This window comes from Streptomyces malaysiensis subsp. samsunensis (assembly GCF_024519315.1).
Classification (GTDB): domain Bacteria; phylum Actinomycetota; class Actinomycetes; order Streptomycetales; family Streptomycetaceae; genus Streptomyces; species Streptomyces malaysiensis.
The window spans coordinates 1-19,235 of the sequence record NZ_JANIIC010000109.1; the positions used below are offsets into that span (position 1 = coordinate 1).

The window sequence follows — 19,235 nt, forward strand, 5'->3', positions numbered from 1 at the left end:
CGGCACCGACGTCCCCGCGGACGGTGTCACCACGGGGCAGATCGCGTTGCGCGGCAACAACCTCATGCTCGGCTACCTCGACGACCCGGAGGCCACCCTGGCGGCGGTGCAGGACGGATGGTTCCGGACCGGGGACATCGGCATCCTGCACCCCGACGGGTACGTGGAGCTGCGTGACCGCTCGAAGGACGTGATCATCTCGGGTGGGGAGAACATCGCGTCGGTCGAGGTGGAGCAGGCGATCGAGGACCATCCAGCGGTGTTGGAGGCCGCGGTGATCGCCGTTCCGGACGAGCGCTGGGGTGAAGTCCCCGCCGCCTATGTGCGCTTGAAGGACGGTGCCACGGCCACTGAGGTGGAGATCATCGAGCATGTAAAGGGCCGATTGGCGCGGTTCAAGGCGCCGAAAACCGTCACGTTTACAGAGCTTCCGAAGACTTCCACGGGGAAGATCCAGAAATTCGTGTTGCGCGAGAAGGCCTGGGCCGGGAGCGACAAACGCATCCAGTGAAACAACAGCAGCGACGGTGGTCGACAAGATCACCGTCAGGGAATGCCGTATCTCGCGCTGTCACACGGCCGGGCATCGGCGCTGACAGAAATGGGACGAGTACTCCCGACCTGCCACGCACTCCAGGCGAAAAGGCCTATCGGTCGTATCCGAGTGTCCCTGCCGAAGGCGGTGATCGCACAGTGATTCAGCAAGCTGCGCAAAGGGCTCAGCCCCTGGACGAGTTCAGCCGACTCACGCCTCAATGCCCGCGACACATCGTCGCCGTCATCCTCATGTGGCGAGGGCGCATCGGGTTGTTCAAGCGCAGTGGATCTGTCCAGCATGACGCAGGCCTGTGGCACTGCATCACTGGATTTCTGGACGCTGACAGCGACCCGGTACGGCAGGCCATCCAGGAGATCTGGGAGGAGACTCTGCTCCCCGCCCGCGCTCTGGAACACCTGACTGCGGGCCCTACGCTACGCCTGGCCGACCCTCGGGGCGGTCAGGACTGGACCGTGCACACCTTTGTGGCCTGTACCAGTCAACGCCGGCTCACTCTCAACTGGGAGCACGAGGCATACCGGTGGGTTCGGCCCTGGAAGCTGTCACAGTTCGACGGGCAAGACGCATGGCTGTCGGATGTTTTGCAAGCGATCAACTCCCTCCCGTCAGGCGAAACTCGTGATCAGGTCGCATAGATGTGCAGAGATTCGATCGAGTCCGAAATTCAGTCCCTCCGACTGCAGAGTGCGGCTCCGAACAGCGCTTGCCATGGCAGGGCAGCAGAACCGTGCAATCGTCAGCGCCCTGGCCAGCCGTCTGCCGAAGGCGGTAGAGGCGGAGGAATCCCGCACACACGCATTCCGGCAGTGAGATTTCGAACGATCAGCTGATCCGGCGTCGGCGGCATCGAGAGGCCGTTCACTGGTCATGCTGCACTGTGAATGCCTGCCAGCCAACTCAAAGTTTGAGCAGAATGCTCAACTCAAAGGCAACATCTTGTGCAATCGCAGAGTCATGGGTCTACTTGCGGAGCACAACGCAAAACTTCTTAAGGCATGGTGCCGAATGCGGAGGAGGTCTGTGATGGTCGCGGAACTGAGGTCGGCCGACGTCGACAGCTCTGGTCCTGCCCGGGCGGAGGAGCTCGTCGTGCTGAAGGCGGTTGAGCAGCGGGTGCTATGGCTCTCCACCGCGATCATCGATCATGCCAATCGGGTACGGCCGAACCCTACGGGTCTGAAAGTTGGTGGTCACCAGGCGTCCAGTGCCTCGATGACTTCCATCATGACTGCGCTGTGGTTCCATTCACTGACCGCCGAGGACCGAGTGTCGGTCAAGCCGCATGCCTCACCGGTGTTGCATGCGATCAACTACTTGCTGGGCGAGCTGGACGAGTCCTACCTGACCACGCTGCGCGCCTTCGGCGGCCTCCAGAGCTACCCCAGCCGGTCCAAGGACCCCGACCCGGTCGACTACTCCACTGGCTCGGTCGGCATAGGCGCCACCGCCCCCCTATGGGGCGCCCTCGCACGGCGCTATGTGGAGGGGCGCTTCGGCGGTGCCGGCACAGGGCGCCAGTACTCCCTGCTCGGCGATGCGGAGCTGGACGAGGGCGCGATCTGGGAAGCCATCCAAGACCCGATGGTGCCGGGCCTGGGCGAAGCGGTGTGGATCGTCGACCTCAACCGGCAGTCCCTCGACCGAGTCATCCCCGGCATCGCCGCGGACAAGCTGCACGGCATGTTCGCCGCAGCCGGCTGGCAAGTGCTCACCCTCAAGTACGGTCATCTCCTGGAGGAGTTGTTCACCAGGTCTGGTGGCGGAGCCCTGCGTGCTCGTATCGACACCATGGGCAACCCCGAGTACCAGCGCCTGCTGCGCTGCTCGGCCGGCCAGCTGCGCGAGCGCCTGCCCGGTAACGGCTCCACGGCACAGTCCATCGCCGAGCTCATCGCGTCCCTGGACGATGCCTCACTGCTGGCGGCCCTGCGCAACCTGGGCGGCCACGACATCGGCGCTCTGATGGACGCCTATGACGCCGTCGACGACACCCGGCCCACTGTGATCTTCGCTTACACGATCAAGGGCTACGGGCTCCCCACCGAGGGCCACCCGCAGAACCACTCCTCGCTCCTGACAGCCGACCAGATGACGGCACTGGCCGACCGCCTCGGACTGAATCTGGGTCACCCGTGGACCCGTTTCGCCGACGGTTCGGCGGAAGCGGCCCTGTGCACGAAGGCGGCCAAGCGGCTGCGCCGCCCCGGATATACACTGCAGCAAGCTCCCACGGTACCCACGGACCTCAGTCGAGCCGCGCCGACCGGCACCGGCAACACCCAGCAGGCCCTCGGACGCGTCCTGCTGGACCTCACCCGCCGGGCACCGGAGGCGGCGAGCCGGATCGTCACCGTCAGTCCGGACGTGAGCTCCTCCACCAACCTCGGCGGCTGGCTCAACAAGGTGGGCGTGTGGTCGCCCACCGAGCGCCCCAACTGGTTCGCCGACGACGCCGAGACCATCCTGCACTGGCGTGAGCAGCCGACAGGCCAGCACGTGGAGCTCGGCATCGCCGAGACCAACCTGGTCGGCGTGCTCGGTGAGCTCGGCGCCACCTGGAGCCGCTGGGGCCAGCCGCTGCTGCCGATCGGCGTGGTCTACGACCCGTTCGTCAACAGGGCACTGGAACCGTGGTCGTTCGGCATTTACGCGGGCGGACAGTCGATCCTGGTCGGCACCCCGTCCGGTGTCACGCTCGCCCCGGAGGGCGGCGCACACCAGTCGATCACCACGCCTTCGCTCGGCATCGAACAGCCCGGCTGCGTCACCTACGAGCCCGCGTTCGCGATCGACACCGAATGGTGTCTGCTTACCGCCCTCGGCAACCTTGGTAAGACAGACGGCAGTTCGGCCTACCTGCGGCTGTCCACCCGCCCCGTGGACCAGACGCTCGCCGCTGTGCCCACCGACCCTGCCGCCCGCGAACGCCGCCGCCGGCATGTGACCGCCGGAGCCTACCGGCTGCGGCAGCACGAGAAGCCCGTGGTGACTATCGCTGCAATGGGCGCTCTGGTACCCGAAGCCCTGGCCGCCGCCGACCGCCTCGCCGCCCTCGGGCAAGCCGCCGATGTTGTGTGTGTGACCAGCCCTGACCTGCTATTCCGTGCGCTCCAGGCCCGCCGCGGGCTGTCGGACGACCCGACCTGGATCCTCGACCAGGTCTTCCCCCTCGACCGGGCCACCCCGCTCGTCACCGTCCTGGACGGGCATCCCCACACCCTGGCCTTCCTGAGCACCATCCAGAACGTTCCCGTCAGCACCCTCGGTGTCACCAAGTTCGGCCAGTCCGGGGCGATCGAGGACGTCTACCGCTATCACAACATCGACACCGACAGCATCGTCACCACCGCCCTCGACCTCATCGACTGAGCGAGAACCCGACAGCTCCTGCGTGAAGGGACCGGCGCACGAGAGCAATCCGCGCTCCCCGTACCCGCCGACAGCGTCCCCGCATCACCACGCATCGCTGCGCCTCACCCGGGGAGCTAATTGCGGCAGTCACCATGCACAACCGGTCCGCCGCAAGATCCCCGACGGGATTTCCCCTTCACACCCCGTCCGGCGGTACGGCCCTGTCCTGCCGAAAAGACGTACCGCCGGGCGGTTCCAGCTCAGCCCACCCGCACCATGCCATGGGAACTCCCACTGACCCCGTCCGGCGGCGCGCCGCCTGCCCTGACAAGCCGCGTCGTGCCGTCGGGCGGCTCCAACCCAGCTCGTCCGCCATCCCCACGGCGGAGCGAAGCAGATGCTCCGCCTGAACGATTGGACATGTGATGAAGGCCCTGAGCGGAATCGAACGAAAGTGGTCGGGGGCTCCAGCCGTTCCCCAACCAGCTGCCCCGTCGGCCGGCCGGCCGCATCTGGCCGCGGGAGGCAGAATCGGTGAGATCGTCTCCAGGCCGTCGGCAAGCACCCCGGCCGCCGATAACCGACCGGGCCTCCCGTCAGGACCACAACATCCTCCGGCCGGTACCGATGCGCCCCAAGGGGTCGAAGGAACATCACGCCCAGCGGACAGTCTTTGAGCGTCACCAGCTGAGACAAACGGCAGTTGCTCCCCGCCCGGCGTGGCGTACCGGTTCCGGCATCATCACCGACCTGGTCGGCTGAAGGCCGACGACGACGTTCCGGTGGCCGTGACGTCGGCCGTGTCGGCTTCTCGATCATCGGGGCGTTGGCCGCCTCCAGACGGCGCCATCAACCGAAGCCCGCAAGGGCGAATGCCTCGCGCATCACTTCAGGGTCGCTTGCCCGGAACTGCGGAACTGAGTACCGTTGTCATGAGATCGAGTACCGCCGCTGGAGGTTCCACCGTGGGTTCCCTTGCACGAAGCGAGTCCGGTCTGCCGATCCAGCCCGGCTTACGACCGTCATGCGCTGCGTGACTTCGATGCCGAGGCCCGGCCGGACACCCTGTCCCGGTTACGGAGCCTGTATCCGACGATGTACCTCGGCCAGCCATGGGCACCTTTCACTGAGCAGGTATCGACCTCTAGATCAACGACTGCGAACGTCTGGCGGCACTGCGCCAGAACCGTGAATCCGTACCTCTCGACATGCTGCGAAAGCGGGTCACCACCGGTGAGCCGCCCCATGCCCTGTACAGCGTCTTGGGGATGGACTGCCGCTCTGACGTCATCTCTCCGCGTCCTGGAGCAGTCCCCTCAATGGGAGTGATTGCCGAGCGCTTCCGGCGCATGACATGACGCCACCTGCGGACCTACGTCGGCTTCCGTCCATGCCAGTACCGCAGCTGGCTGCCCGCCAAGTCTTCGTTCGCAACCACCCGAAGGGATCTGTTCGGTGAGCTCCGCGCCTACGGAACCGTCCGACATCGACATCCGCACCACCGCGGGCAAGCTCGCGGATCTCCAGCGCCGTATCGAGGAAGCGACGCACGCCGGCTCCGCACGCGCCGTCGAGAAGCAGCACGCCAAAGGCAAGTTGACGGCCCGTGAGCGGGTCGAGCTCCTCCTCGACGAGGGCTCCTTCGTCGAGCTCGACGAGTTCGCCCGGCACCGCTCCACCAACTTCGGCCTGGAGAAGAACCGCCCCTACGGCGACGGTGTCGTCACCGGGTACGGCACCGTCGACGGCCGTCCGGTGGCCGTCTTCTCCCAGGACTTCACCGTCTTCGGCGGTGCGCTGGGCGAGGTCTACGGCCAGAAGATCGTCAAGGTGATGGACTTCGCGCTGAAGACCGGCTGCCCGGTCATCGGCATCAACGACTCCGGCGGCGCACGCATCCAGGAAGGCGTCGCCTCCCTCGGCGCCTACGGCGAGATCTTCCGCCGCAACACCCACGCCTCCGGGGTCATCCCGCAGATCAGCCTGGTCGTCGGCCCCTGCGCGGGCGGCGCGGTCTACTCCCCCGCCATCACCGACTTCACGGTCATGGTCGACCAGACCTCGCACATGTTCATCACCGGCCCGGACGTCATCAAGACGGTCACCGGCGAGGACGTCGGCTTCGAGGAGCTCGGCGGCGCCCGCACCCACAACTCGACCTCCGGTGTGGCACATCACATGGCCGGGGACGAGAAGGACGCCATCGAGTACGTCAAGCAGCTGCTGTCGTACCTGCCGTCCAACAACCTCTCCGAGCCCCCGGTGTTCGAGGAGGAGGCGGACCTCTCCCTCACCGACGAGGACCGCGAGCTGGACACGATCGTGCCGGACAGCGCGAACCAGCCCTACGACATGCACATGGTGATCGAACACGTCCTGGACGACGCCGAGTTCTTCGAGACGCAGCCGCTGTTCGCGCCGAACATCATCACCGGCTTCGGCCGGGTCGAGGGGCGCCCCGTCGGCATCGTCGCCAACCAGCCGATGCAGTTCGCCGGCTGCCTCGACATCGACACCTCCGAGAAGGCCGCGCGCTTCGTGCGCACCTGCGACGCCTTCAACGTCCCGGTCCTCACCTTCGTCGACGTCCCCGGCTTCCTGCCGGGTGTCGACCAGGAGCACACCGGCATCATCCGCCGCGGCGCCAAGCTGATCTACGCCTACGCCGAGGCCACCGTCCCGCTGATCACGATCATCACGCGCAAGGCCTTCGGCGGCGCCTACGATGTCATGGGCTCCAAGCACCTGGGCGCCGACCTCAACCTCGCCTGGCCCACCGCCCAGATCGCCGTCATGGGCGCCCAGGGCGCGGTCAACATCCTGCACCGGCGCACCCTCGCGGAGGCGGAGGCGAGCGGTGAGGACCTGGAGGCGGTGCGCGCGCGGCTGATCCAGGAGTACGAGGACGCTCTCCTCAACCCCTACGTCGCAGCCGAGCGCGGCTACATCGACGCGGTGATCATGCCGTCCGAGACCCGCCGCCACGTCGTCCGCGGACTGCGTCAGCTGCGCACCAAGCGGGAATCCCTGCCTCCGAAGAAGCACGGCAACATCCCCCTCTAGGCCTGCTGGGAGCCGCCATGAACATCAAGGTCCTACGGGGCAACCCGACAGCGGAGGAGCTGGCCGCCGCACTGGCGGTGGTCCGCGTCCGCGCCGCGGCCGAAGCAGCCCTCCCGCCCGGCCCACCCAAGCCGCGGGACGGGTGGTCGGACCCGTCCCGCATCGCGCGCCAACGACTGCCACAGCCGGGCCCGACGACATGGGCCCGCATCTACTGGCCGGGCTGAAAAGCGGGCGCTGCCCTACCTGTTGACTTTTGGAGAGAGAATGAATGTCCTGCGACAGCACATGGAGCATCCCCGTACCGAGACCCGAGGCGTCCCTGCAGTCAGCACGCCGGACTCGGACGTCGACCGAAACGTCGAGACCTCGCATCAGCTCACCGTGTCTTCGGTCGGCGTGTTGGAGTCGGCATGCTGACGAAGGTGCTCATCGCCAACCGTGGCGAGATCGCTGTCCGTGTTGCCCGTGCCTGCCGGGATGCCGGGATCGCGAGCGTTGCCGTCTACGCCGATCCGGACCGGGACGCTGTGCATGTGCGCGCGGCCGACGAAGCCTATGCGCTGGGCGGTGACACCCCGGCAGCCAGCTACCTCGACCAGGCCAAGGTCCTGGCCGCGGCCGCCGAATCCGGCGCCGACGCCATCCACCCCGGCTACGGATTCCTCTCCGAGAACGCCGAATTCGCCCAGGCCGTCCTCGACGCCGGCCTGACCTGGATCGGCCCCCCACCCCACGCCATCCGCGACCTCGGCGACAAGGTCGCCGCCCGCCACATCGCCCAGCGCGCCGGCGCCCCCCTCGTCGCCGGCACCCCCGACCCCGTCTCCGGCGCCGACGAGGTCGTCGCCTTCGCCGAGCAGCACGGCCTGCCCATCGCCATCAAGGCCGCCTTCGGCGGCGGCGGCCGCGGCCTGAAGGTCGCCCGCATCCTCGAAGAAGTCCCCGAGCTCTACGAGTCGGCGGTGCGTGAGGCGGTCGCCGCGTTCGGGCGCGGGGAGTGCTTCGTCGAGCGCTACCTCGACAAGCCCCGGCACGTGGAGACACAGTGCCTGGCCGACACCCACGGCAACGTCGTCGTGGTCTCCACCCGCGACTGCTCGTTGCAGCGCCGCCACCAGAAACTCGTCGAGGAAGCCCCCGCACCCTTCCTCTCCGACGCGCAGGTCGCGGAGCTGTACTCGTCGTCGAAGGCGATCCTGAAGGAAGCCGGCTACGTCGGCGCCGGCACGGTCGAGTTCCTCGTCGGCAACGACGGCACGATCTCCTTCCTGGAGGTCAACACCCGCCTCCAGGTCGAGCACCCGGTCACCGAGGAGGTCGCCGGGATCGACCTGGTCCGGGAGATGTTCCGCATCGCCGACGGCGAGGCCATCGGCTACGACGACCCGCCGGTGCGCGGCCACTCCTTCGAGTTCCGCATCAACGGCGAGGACCCGGGCCGCAACTTCCTGCCCGCCCCCGGCACGGTGACCTCCTTCGTCCCGCCGCCGGGCCCGGGCGTCCGGCTGGACGCGGGCGTGGAGTCCGGCAGCGTCATCGGTCCGGCGTGGGACTCGCTCCTGGCCAAGCTGATCGTCACCGGCGCCACCCGCGAACAGGCACTCCAGCGCGCCTCCCGCGCCCTGGAGGAGTTCCAGGTCGAGGGCATGGCCACCGCCATCCCCTTCCACCGCGCGGTCGTCAAGGACCCGGCGTTCGCACCGGAACTGACCGGCTCCGCCGACCCGTTCACGGTCCACACCCGGTGGATCGAGACCGAGTTTGTCAACGACATCAAGCCCTTCGCCGCCCCCGCCGACACCGACGCAGAGGAGGAGACCGGCCGCGAGACCGTCGTCGTCGAGGTCGGCGGCAAGCGCCTGGAGGTCTCCCTCCCGGCCTCGCTCGGCATGACACTCGCCCGCACCGGCCTCGCCACCGGCGCCAAGCCCAAGCGCCGCGCCGCCAAGAAGTCCGGCCCCGTCGCCTCCGGCGACACCCTCGCCTCCCCCATGCAGGGCACCATCGTCAAGGTCGCCGTCGAGGAAGGCCAGGAAGTCAAGGAAGGCGACCTGGTCGTCGTCCTGGAGGCCATGAAGATGGAACAGCCGCTCAACGCGCACAAGTCCGGCACCATCAAGGGCCTGTCCGCCGAGGTCGGCGCATCCCTCACCTCGGGCGCCGCGATCTGCGAGATCAAGGACTGACGCGCACAACGCCCAATGCGTCCGGCGGACCGGAACACACGGTCCGCCGGACGGTTGTCCCATCGAGGAGGACTTCGTCCTCCGGTGCAGCCGATCTACCGCTGAGATATGCGTCCGCGGTCTCGCGCGGGGTGCCCGGTGTCATCGCGAGTGGGCGGCGTAGATGCCGCCCAGGTCAGTAAGGGCCTTCACCGCCCAAGGTAAGTCGGCTAGAGCGGCTACGAAGTGTGCCCGTCTCAGTGGACGATTCGGTCTCCGTGCGGGTCCGGATGACCTGCTCGGGCAACCTCTATTGGCGTCTGACAAGGCTACCTGCCCTCTGCGGCACGACGCAGCAGAGGGGTGAGGCGGTGCGGCACCAGTTCGCGCATAGCCAGGGCTGTAGTAGTGCGCTCGATACCGCGTACGGCGAGGATTTGCCCCGCGACCCGGTACAGATCCTCCGCGTCCGCGGCGACTACCCGCACCAGGAGATCGGTCTCGCCACTCAAGCCGAAGACCTCCACGACCTCGGCGATGTCGGCCAGCGCCTGGGAGACCTCGGCCAGCTGGTGCTGATTGACCTGCGCGGTGACGAACGCCGTGAGCGGCTGGTCCAGCGCTTTCGGGCTGATCCGCCGTTCAAAGGAGCCCAATACGCCGCCCTGTTCCATCCTGACCAGCCGGGCTTGCACGGTATTTCGAGACAGGCTCAGTTGCTCAGCCAGGGCAACGACCGTGGCTCGCGGATCGGCAGCCAGAGCGAGCAGGATCCGCGCATCGGTGGCGTCCATGCCTCGCTCACTGTTCATGGTGCTCAGTTGACATACCCTCACCCACGTCACTTTTGAGCATATTGCTCAACTTGAGAGGCATATCTTGCCGAATTGAAAAGTCCCCTGTCTACTGGCGGAGCATATATTCAATCTAGAACGTTCCGCCACCACCTGAGTGTGGCGCGATTGGACCGGTCCGGATCGAGGACGTCTATCGCTGCTGCGGAAACGACATCCTCCACTGCACTTCACCTCATCGGCCGATGACGACCTCCGCCCCAAGACTGAGAGGCCCCTGGAACCATGGCATTTTTCCTGACCTTGCCATCGCTCAGCGACAGCGTACGTCTCGGATCGACGGCCGACGGAAGACGGCCGACGAGTCGAGGGCTCCCCCACTCGAGCCCTGCCGACGGTCTATCCGCCCCCCAGGGAGCAGTCCTACCCGCAGCTCGCGCCCCGGCGCGACCTCGCACATCGCACACAAGCCGAACTAAGGAGCCGCACGTGCCCACTGTCACCCCTGGCGGGCGTAAGTTGTTGCGCCTGGAGGTCCAGAACAGTCAGACCCCCATCGAACGTAAGCCGGAGTGGATCAAGACCCGGGCGAACATGGGCCCCAGGTACCGTGAGCTGCAGAGCCTGGTCAGGAATGAGGGCCTGCACACCGTGTGCCAGGAGGCTGGCTGTCCCAACATCTACCAGTGCTGGGAGGAGCGCGAGGCCACGTTCCTCATCGGCGGCGACCAGTGCACCCGGCGCTGCGACTTCTGCCAGATCGACACCGGCAAGCCCGAGGCGCTCGACCGTGACGAGCCCCGCCGCGTCGGCGAGTCCGTGGTCACCATGGACCTGAACTACGCCACTATCACCGGCGTCGCTCGCGACGACCTGGAGGACGGCGGCGCCTGGCTCTATGCGGAGACGGTGCGACGCATCCACGCGATGACGGCGGAGCGCGTTGCGGGCCGCACCAGGGTTGAGCTGCTGATACCGGATTTCAATGCGGTCCCCGAGCAGCTCGCGGAGGTCTTCTCTTCGCGTCCTGAGGTGCTGGCGCACAACGTCGAGACCGTGCCCAGGATCTTCAAACGGATCCGTCCTGCCTTCCGCTACGGGCGCTCGCTCGAGGTCATCACACGGGCCCGTGAGGCAGGGCTGGTCACCAAGTCGAACCTGATCCTGGGTATGGGCGAGGAGCGCGAGGAGATCAGCCAAGCGCTGCAGGATCTTCACGACGCGGGCTGCGAGCTGATCACCATCACGCGGTATCTGCGGCCGAGCCTGCGGTATCACCCGGTCGAACGGTGGGTGAAGCCGGAGGACTTTATCGAGCTGAGGGAAGAGGCCGAGAGAACCGGTTTCGCGGGTGTCATGTCGGGGCCTCTGGTGCGTTCGTCGTATCGCGCCGGACAGCTGTACCAGCAGGCAGTCGAGCGAAGGCAGGAAGTGGCATCTCTCTGAGCCGGGTGCCGCCTGTGGTTAACCCCAAAGCCAGGTGTCGGGCTCGTCGGTTGGGTGCCCTACCTACGCACCGGGAGACACGTTCTGGACCAGAAGACGTGTTGCTTAGCGGGCTCGCAGCGACCCGTTGGGCTGCCGATGGGGCGGCAGCATCGGATGGACGGCGTGCCGCGAAGGGCCAGGCAGTTCCGCTCGGGTTTGGGGGTCGCCGGTCCGTTTGAACTGCCTTGCCCTAGCCCGCCGTTGCAGGTGGTCGACGGCCGCCTCTTCTCTACCGCGTGGAGTCATTCCGTGAAGTTCGTTGACCGTAGGGTGGTTGTCACTGGCCTGGGAGCCACCACGCCATTGGGTGGTGACGTCGCGACCACCTGGGAGGCCATGCTGGCCGGCCGTTCCGGGGTCCGGCTGCTGACCCATGACTGGGCCGCGGAGACAGTCGTGCGCATCGCCGCCGAAGCGGCCGTGGAACCCTCCGAGCACATACCCAGCACCCAGGCCCGCAGGCTCGACCGCGGCGCGCAGTTCGCCCTCCTCGCCGCACGCGAGGCATGGACGGACGCGGGATTCACCGCGCCCGCAGGAGACGGCGATAGGGACGGCGGCTCCCCCGATCCCGACCGGCTCGGTGTCGTCATCGCCAGCGCTATCGGGGTGACTTCACTGTTGCAGCAGTACGAGGTTTTCAAGGAGCACGGTGCCCGGAAGGTGTCTCCGCACACCATTCCGATGATGCTGCCCAGCACGCCGTCGGCCCATGTCAGCCTGGAGTTCAACGCACGGGCCGGGGCGCACACCCCGGTCAGTGCCTGCGCCTCCGGCGCCGAGGCAATCGGCTACGCGATCGAGATGATCCGCACCGGCCGGGCCAACATCGTCGTCGCCGGCGGGACCGAAGCCGCCATCTGCGCCCTCAACCTGGCCTCCTTCGGCAACATGATGGCCATGTCCAAGCGCAACGACGACCCCGCCGCAGCCTCACGCCCCTACGACACCGCCCGCGACGGCTTCGTCATGGCCGAAGGCGCCGGCGTCATCGTGCTGGAATCCGCCGAACACGCCGAACGCCGCGGCGCACGCATCTACGCAGAAGCCGTCGGTCAGGGCCTGTCCGCCGACAGCCACCACATCACCCAGCCCGACCCCACGGGCCGCGGCATCACCGCCGCACTGGGCACCCTCATCGACTCCACCGACCTCAAACCCGCCGAAATCATGCACGCCAACGCCCACGCTACCTCCACCCCCCTGGGCGACATCGCCGAAACCAAAGCCCTGCGCACCGCCTTCGAAGACGACATCGACCACATCGCCATCTCCGCCACCAAATCCATGACCGGCCACCTCCTCGGCGCCGCAGGCGGCGTCGAGACCGTGGCCGCGGTCCTCGCCCTCCACCACCGCCTCGCACCCCCGACCATCAACCTCGACAACCTCGACCCCGCAGTCGACGTCGACATCGTCCGCAACGAACCCCGTCCCCTGCCCGACGGCCGCATCGCCGCCCTGAACAATTCCTTCGGCTTCGGCGGACACAACGTCGTCCTCGCTTTCCGCACCCTCTGAACCGCCAAAGCCAGCAGGACGGCTCCTCAGCATCGAGTGACTGCTGGCATGTGTGTGGATTGCCTTCCGCCCAGGTTGACGACTGTCGTCGCGCAGAAGGGGTCTGCTGGCCCAGGTCGGGATGACACGCATCCTGCGGTTTCCGGGATTTATCTGTCGGTTCACTAAGTGGCGTGAAGATCGACTTTGCGTGCCTTCTACTCACCAGTCAGCCGGGAGGAGTTGGTCAAAGGAGGCCATACTCCACCCGTCACTGCCCCTTAGGGGCCCCATGACCAGTCGGCGACGCTCAACAGCCACCTTTCACCTTCTGTGACACGGAGCACCTGTGAAACGTCGCAACTTCATGCGCGGTGCAGCGATCGGCGCCTCGGCTGCTGTGCTCGGCGGAACCCTGTGGCGCGGCGCCGCGTACACCGCGCCGACCCAGTCCGGGCACGGGCCCGTACGGGGCGCTGGGCTCCCCCGACGCCAACGGCATCAGACTCCCCAGCGGCTTCACCAGCCGCGTCATCGCCCGCTCCGGCCAGACGGTCTCCGGAACGTCGTACACCTGGCACAACGCCCCCGACGGCGGCGCCTGTTACGCGGACGGCAGCAGCTGGATCTACGTCTCCAACTCGGAGATCACCCCCCGGCGGCGCGAGCGCGGTGAAGTTCTCGTCGGTCGGGCTCGATCACGGCCGCGTACCGCATCCTCTCGTCCACCCGGCAGAACTGCGCGGGCGGCAAGACCTCGTGGAACACCTGGCTGTCCTGCGAGGAGCTGTCCCTGGGGTACGTCTACGAGACCGACCCGTGGGGCGTGAACGCCTCCGTGCAGCGCGCCGCGATGGGCCGCTTCGAGCACGAGGCGGCGGACGCGGACCCCGTGCGCCAGGTGGTCTACCTGACCGAGGACGAGACCAACGGCCGCTTCTACCGCTTCGTGCCGACGACCTGGGGCAACCTGTCCTCCGGCACCCTTCAGGTGAGGGTCGCGGGCAGCGGCACCTCCGGCTCCTTCAGCTGGGCGAACGTCCCCGACCCGGACGGCTCCCCGACCGCCACCCGCTCCCAGGTCTCGGGCTCCAAGTCCTTCAACGGCGGCGAGGGCTGCCACTACGCCGACAACACGGTCTGGTTCACGACCAAGGGCGACAACCGCGTGTGGCAGCTCAATCTCGCGTCGAACACCTACGAACTTGCCTACGACGACTCCCTCGTCAACGGCACGGCCCCGCTCACCGGCATCGACAACATCACCGGCTCCTCCTCCGGTGACCTGTTCGTCGCCGAGGACGGCGGCAACATGGAGATCTGCCTGATCACCCCGGACGACATCGTCGCCTCGTTCCTGCGCATAGACGGCCAGTCCGGCTCGGAGATCACCGGCCCGGCATTCTCCCCCGACGGCACCCACCTGTACTTCTCCAGCCAGCGCGGCACAAGCGGCAGCTCGTCGGGCGGCATCACCTACGAGGTGACAGGCCCCTTCCGTACCACCGCCTGATTTCCCCCCTGACGGTTGAGGCGGTAACGAGCCCCGGCCATCCAGCCGACTGTCGGTCGAGGGTCGGGCAACTGCTCGTTGGGGGCTGGGCAGCCTCAACTGTCGAGCAGGTGAGCACGAGTCAGCAGTAGACGCCAACTGGTAGCCGTCGACGATCTCCCACACCGGGCCGGCGCTTCCGCGCTGTGCTGCAGGAGATCGTCGACCCGGCTGTTCGCTTAGGCGGGTAGCGGCTTCGCTGCGGTCTTCGGCAGGCGCGCGACGGTGATCACTCCAATGAGTGATACGGCGAGGATCCAGTACACGGGACTGGTTTTACTCCCGGTGCCAGCCACGAGGGCGGCAGCGACGAGTGGCGTGACGCCGCCGATGATCACGCCGAGGTTGTAGCCGATGGCAATGCCTGAGTAGCGCACGCTCGCCGGAAACAGTTCCGTGGCCAGCGGCCACGTCGGTACCTGCGACCACCCGGTGAAGAACATGAAGACGAGATAGACGGCCCCGACGACAAAGAGGTTGGTTGCTGCGATGAGCAGGGCGAAGACCGGCCAGGCAATGACGGCGAAGGCGATGTAGGCCGCCAGCAGGATTGGCTTGCGGTCGTAACGGTCCGTCAGTTTGCCCGCCAGCGGGTACGTCAGGGTAGCCAGGGCGATGCACAACGCTGAGGTCCAGGCGACGCCTGTTGCGGAGAACCCCTCCTGCTGAAGGAAGATCGCGAAGTAGGCGACTCCGAAGTAGCCGGTACCGTTGAACGCGATGGCCAGACCCGCCACGCGGGCGACCGACAGCGGATGGCTGCGCAGAGCGGCCAGCATCGGGCTGCGTACGATCGCGGCCTTCTCTTTCAGCTCTTGGAATTGGGGTGACTCCTCGACCCGCAGGCGAGCCCGCAGGCAGACCGCCGTCAGGATCAGCGAGAGGAGGAACGGAATCCGCCAGCCCCATGTTGCCATCTGGTCGGCCGGAACCAGCAGCCGGACCACTCCTACGACGGCGGCTGCCACGGCGAACCCGAGTGTGGACCCTATGGAAACCGTTGATCCGTAGTATCCCCGCTTGCCGGGAGGCGCCAGCTCGGCGATGTAGGTGGCAGCGCCGCCAATCTCACCGCCGGCGGCGAACCCTTGAGCGAGTCGCACGACGATGATGGCGATCGTCGCGGCGACTCCGACCTGTTCGTAGGTGGGCAGCAGGCCCATCACGCCGCACGCCACACCCATCAACACGATCGTCGCGACAAGGGCTGTCCGACGGCCGCGGCGGTCACCAAGACGACTGAAGAACCAGCCGCCGAGCGGACGGATGAGGTAGGACGACGCGAACACCGCGAGCGCGGACAGGGTGGAGACCGTCGGATTGTCGCTGGGGAAGAACAACGGTCCGATGGTGAGCGCCAGGAACCCATAGACGCTGAAGTCGTAGTACTCGATCAGTGTGCCTACACCACCCGCGAGCGATGCGCGCCGGGCGGACTTCAAGCTGATCGTTTTCCCGGAATGTTGCGCAGTCGTCATTGGCTCTCCTTGTCACATTTGAGGGAGGCGTCCCGCCGCGCGACGCGTGGCTGGCGTCATGTGGCTCGGCCCGATCAGGGGCGGCGCCTCCCACTGGATACTTCCGTCGGATCAGGCGGCCCGGCACCAGGGCGAGGCCGATCGTTGGCGGTGCCCCTGTACTGCCTCAGGTGGCTGAAATCGCATCCGTCCGGGGCCGAGCGGCGCAGGCGGCTGGGCTACTTCGTCGGTGGCTGCTTCTTAGACGACTGCGGGGTGGCCGTCGAATGATGGAACGCGCTGATGGAGCGCCGCCGGTTGCATGCCATTCCTCGTGGGTTAGTAGGAACTGCGTACGCGCGGGTTCGCTGCATTTGGCATGCGCTGACTCTGGCCCATCATGCCCAGACACGCAATGCACCGAATTGACTCAACTATTGCAAGTTCCGCAAGAATGGATGCGGAAGAGGAATGATTTGGCGGTGTAGCCTACAAATGGAATCAAGCCAGCAACGTGAGACTCACTGAGCTCATTCAGCGTGGCCACTGATCGGGGGACGGGATCGACGCCCGCAACGCACGAGGCTCCCGTGCCGTTGGGGGAGGTGTTCGAAGTCTCAACCCACAGGCACAGGAGCCGCGTTGGTTCCGTATTCTGCCGCACTCGACCTGCCCCACGCCCTGGTCGAGTGGGTCACCATGCTCATCGTCACCCGCGAGGGTGACCGCCGCTGCAAGCTCCCGCCGCACCAGCGTGCCCTGGTCGGCCTGGTGTACCTGCGCCGGCACGACACCCTCGCCCAGCTCGCCGCCGGGTTCGGCATCTCCGTCGGCACCGCCCACGCCTACACGACAGCCGTCGTCGACCTGCTCGCCGACCGCGCACCAGGCCTGCTGCGCGCCCTGCGCGAAGCCGACCCGGACTACGTCCTGCTGGATGGCACCCTGGCGGAGCGCGCCGGATCATCCGGATCTGCGAACGCCAGGGCATTCCCATCCTCGCCGACCGCGCCTACATGAGAGCCGGACCCTGGGTAACGACACCCCTCAGACGCCCACCGAACCGTGACCTCACGCCGACCCAGCAGACCGTCAACCGAGCGCTGTCCACAGCACGGGCACCGGTCGAGCGCGGCGTCGCACGACTGAAGTCGTGGCGGATCTTCCGTTCACGCCGTGGCGACGGCCCCGGTTCTTAAGAGCCTTCGGCCTCGTCGATCTCGACTGGACATGCGAAATGCGTGCAGCAGGTATTTGCAATTGTAAGCAAGTACGGCCATGCCGTGAAGGATTCTCGTCGATGGAGAGTTTGACTCGACCCGCGAACTCAAAGCACATGGCCGCATATCCCGGATTCTCTGGGCTGGGCTATCAGTGATGCGGTGTTGTCAACGGATCCTTGGAGCGACCGCGGATCTGTGCTCTTGCACCATTGGTTCAGGGGCCACCAGGCTGCCCCTGCGCGGGTGACCTCGACGGTGCCGAAGCGGGACCCCTGCGCAGCGCGTAGGCGCGGTTCCCGTGAGGGGTCCGGGGCCTGGTGGCGGTCGCCCAGCACCACGACCATGCGTTTCTTCGGCTAGCTCAGCAGTCGTTCTCTGCGCTTTCGTGTCAGATGGTGTCTGCTGGGATGAGTAGTGCGTTGATGGCGGCGGTGCGGATGGTGGTTGCTACGGTCTCGGGGTCGAGTCCGCTGTTGAACTGCGGGACGGCGTTGATCATCGAGAAGACGGCGTGAGTCAGGACGCGGGTCTGGGCGTCTGACAGGTCGGGCCGCAGCCGGGTGACCAGTCCGCTCCACTCTTCGGCGTAGAGGCGCATCATGCGTCGCATGCGGTGGCGTTCGTCGTCGGGGATGTTGTGTTCGTTCTTCAGGAACACCAGCGTGGACGGCACGTTGTCGAGGGTGCGTCTGACGTGGTAGTCGATCATCGCTTCGAGTGCCTGGCGTGGATCCGAGATCTCGGCTGCCGTCCTGCGCGCGTTCGCCAGCAGCTCGTTCAACGGATCCTCGAGCACGGCGATGAGCAACGCCTGCTTGCTGGGGAAGTGCCGGTAGAGGGCGGGGCCGGTCACGCCGGCGCGGGAGCCGATCATCTCCGTGGTGACCGCATCGAAGGCACGCTCGTTGAACAGCTCGCCGGCGACCTTGATCAGCACCTGCCGACGTGTCGCGCGCGGAGATGCAGTACGAGGAGAAGGTGAGCTAGTCATGTACGAAGCTTACGTGAGTCGTCGATAACGGATCGTTGCGTGCGTCGTGAGCAGGTCGGCGACGGCGTTCAGGCAGGCAAAGCCCAGCTCAGAGGACATGCCGCGCGGGTTGCCGAGTACTCCGTTGGACGCGACAGCCTTGACGCCGTCGGTGAATACGCGGGCGAGCAGTTCGTCGTTCATTGACCCAGTGAAGCCTGCGGTAGCGCGATCGTTCCTCACGACGTCCGGCTGAACGGCGAGCATGATTGAGCTTTCGGCGATGTCGGCATGACCTCCGACATGATCGGCGAGGCCGGCGACGCGTTGAGCCGCGTCGCGCCATGCCTGGAGGACCGCTGCTGAGTCGGCGAACGCGATGATGTCCAGGTCGGCAGAAAGCCGTGGGGCGAGGTTCGCCTCGATCTCACTGAGCAACGGATAGTTGCCGATGTGCGCCGAGAAGATCAGCACACGGTGGAAGCCGTGCGCGGCAAGGCTTGTGCAGCAGTCGGCGACGATCGCCTCAAGCGTCTCGGCCCGCAGTGAGAGCGTTCCGGCAAAGCCGAGGTGGTGCGCGGAGCAGCCGATCCGCACCGTCGGCAGCACGAGCGCGTCACCAAGCCGCTCGGCGACAAGGACGCCCAGGCGGTCGGCGTGATCGCTGTCGACCGACAGTGGCAGGTGCGCGCCGTGCTGCTCTGTGGCTCCCAAGGGCAGGACCGCCGTACGCATGCCGCTCGCGATGGCCTCCGCGATGTCAGGCGAGGTCAAACGCTCAATCCGCAACTCGCTCACGTGTGGTCACTCCTCTTGACGGGCAGGCCCGGACAGTCCTCATTGTTACCGGCACCTAACGCTGCGTGGACTCTAGCGGGACCTTGACCAGGGATGAACTACGCCTTACGTTATCGGCGAATAACATTCGACGGAAGGGTCGTCATGGACTTCATCCTCATGACTGAGGGGGACACCCCGGTCGGGCTCACGCATGAGCACCGCTATCGGGAGCTGATCGAGGAGGTGCTGCTGGCGGAGCGGGTGGGCTTCGATGCCTTCGGCAGCTCCGAACAGCACGTCGCCCTGGGTACGGCCTCGGTCTCGGCTCCC

Annotated in this window: 12 protein-coding genes and 2 pseudogenes; 10 read left to right on the forward strand and 4 right to left on the reverse strand. The window is 66.6% G+C overall.

Annotation, left to right across the window (positions count from 1 at the left end):
* From NQU54_RS45940 to NQU54_RS45960, 6 genes are all read left to right on the forward strand, one after another.
* Window positions 1-511 (forward strand): AMP-binding enzyme (locus NQU54_RS45940; protein ID WP_257636230.1); only part of this gene is annotated, 511 nt, incomplete at its 5' end.
* 182 nt (window positions 512-693) lie between these two features.
* Window positions 694-1,194, forward strand: a complete 501-nt coding sequence (locus tag NQU54_RS50455) for an NUDIX domain-containing protein (RefSeq protein WP_372506421.1) — start codon at window positions 694-696, stop codon at window positions 1,192-1,194.
* 388 nt (window positions 1,195-1,582) lie between these two features.
* Window positions 1,583-3,928, forward strand: coding sequence for a thiamine pyrophosphate-binding protein (locus tag NQU54_RS45945; protein ID WP_372506422.1), 2,346 nt, complete (start codon window positions 1,583-1,585; stop codon window positions 3,926-3,928).
* Between the two features lie 1,437 nt (window positions 3,929-5,365).
* Complete coding sequence (locus NQU54_RS45950; RefSeq protein ID WP_257636232.1) at window positions 5,366-6,973, forward strand: acyl-CoA carboxylase subunit beta; 1,608 nt, start codon at window positions 5,366-5,368, stop codon at window positions 6,971-6,973.
* 17 nt (window positions 6,974-6,990) lie between these two features.
* Window positions 6,991-7,200 carry an acyl-CoA carboxylase epsilon subunit gene (locus NQU54_RS45955; protein WP_257636233.1) on the forward strand — a complete coding sequence of 70 codons (210 nt, stop codon included), beginning with the start codon at window positions 6,991-6,993 and terminating at the stop codon, window positions 7,198-7,200.
* 189 nt (window positions 7,201-7,389) lie between these two features.
* On the forward strand, window positions 7,390-9,162 hold the full coding sequence (locus NQU54_RS45960) for an acetyl/propionyl/methylcrotonyl-CoA carboxylase subunit alpha (protein ID WP_257636240.1): 1,773 nt from the start codon (window positions 7,390-7,392) through the stop codon (window positions 9,160-9,162).
* A 308-nt stretch (window positions 9,163-9,470) separates the two neighbouring features.
* Here the strand turns inward: NQU54_RS45960 and NQU54_RS45965 are convergent, their stop codons facing one another.
* On the reverse strand, window positions 9,471-9,935 hold the full coding sequence (locus NQU54_RS45965; protein ID WP_257636234.1) for an Lrp/AsnC family transcriptional regulator: 465 nt from the start codon (window positions 9,933-9,935) through the stop codon (window positions 9,471-9,473).
* 489 nt (window positions 9,936-10,424) lie between these two features.
* Here NQU54_RS45965 and NQU54_RS45970 point away from each other — a divergent pair, with 489 nt between their 5' ends.
* The 3 genes and pseudogenes from NQU54_RS45970 to NQU54_RS45980 all read left to right on the forward strand — a co-directional run bounded on the left by NQU54_RS45970 (window position 10,425) and on the right by NQU54_RS45980 (window position 14,436).
* Window positions 10,425-11,381, forward strand: coding sequence for a lipoyl synthase (locus NQU54_RS45970; RefSeq protein ID WP_257636235.1), 957 nt, complete (start codon window positions 10,425-10,427; stop codon window positions 11,379-11,381).
* A gap of 291 nt (window positions 11,382-11,672) precedes the next feature.
* Window positions 11,673-12,944, forward strand: coding sequence for a beta-ketoacyl-[acyl-carrier-protein] synthase family protein (locus NQU54_RS45975; RefSeq protein ID WP_257636236.1), 1,272 nt, complete (start codon window positions 11,673-11,675; stop codon window positions 12,942-12,944).
* Window positions 12,945-13,290: 346 nt separating this feature from the next.
* Window positions 13,291-14,436 (forward strand): annotated as a pseudogene (locus tag NQU54_RS45980) (alkaline phosphatase PhoX).
* A 218-nt stretch (window positions 14,437-14,654) separates the two neighbouring features.
* On the opposite strand, the gene NQU54_RS45985 reads toward NQU54_RS45980, so the two are convergent.
* Complete coding sequence (locus NQU54_RS45985; protein WP_257636237.1) at window positions 14,655-15,953, reverse strand: MFS transporter; 1,299 nt, start codon at window positions 15,951-15,953, stop codon at window positions 14,655-14,657.
* 621 nt (window positions 15,954-16,574) lie between these two features.
* Here NQU54_RS45985 and NQU54_RS45990 point away from each other — a divergent pair.
* Window positions 16,575-17,131, forward strand: a pseudogene (locus tag NQU54_RS45990) (transposase).
* A gap of 412 nt (window positions 17,132-17,543) precedes the next feature.
* Here the strand turns inward: NQU54_RS45990 and NQU54_RS45995 are convergent.
* Both NQU54_RS45995 and NQU54_RS46000 read right to left on the reverse strand, forming a co-directional pair.
* Complete coding sequence (locus NQU54_RS45995) at window positions 17,544-18,092, reverse strand: TetR/AcrR family transcriptional regulator (protein ID WP_257636238.1); 549 nt, start codon at window positions 18,090-18,092, stop codon at window positions 17,544-17,546.
* Window positions 18,093-18,155: 63 nt separating this feature from the next.
* Window positions 18,156-18,923: a creatininase family protein gene (locus NQU54_RS46000; protein ID WP_257636239.1), complete on the reverse strand. Its 768-nt coding sequence runs from the start codon at window positions 18,921-18,923 to the stop codon at window positions 18,156-18,158.
* Between the last annotated feature and the right edge of the window lie 312 nt (window positions 18,924-19,235).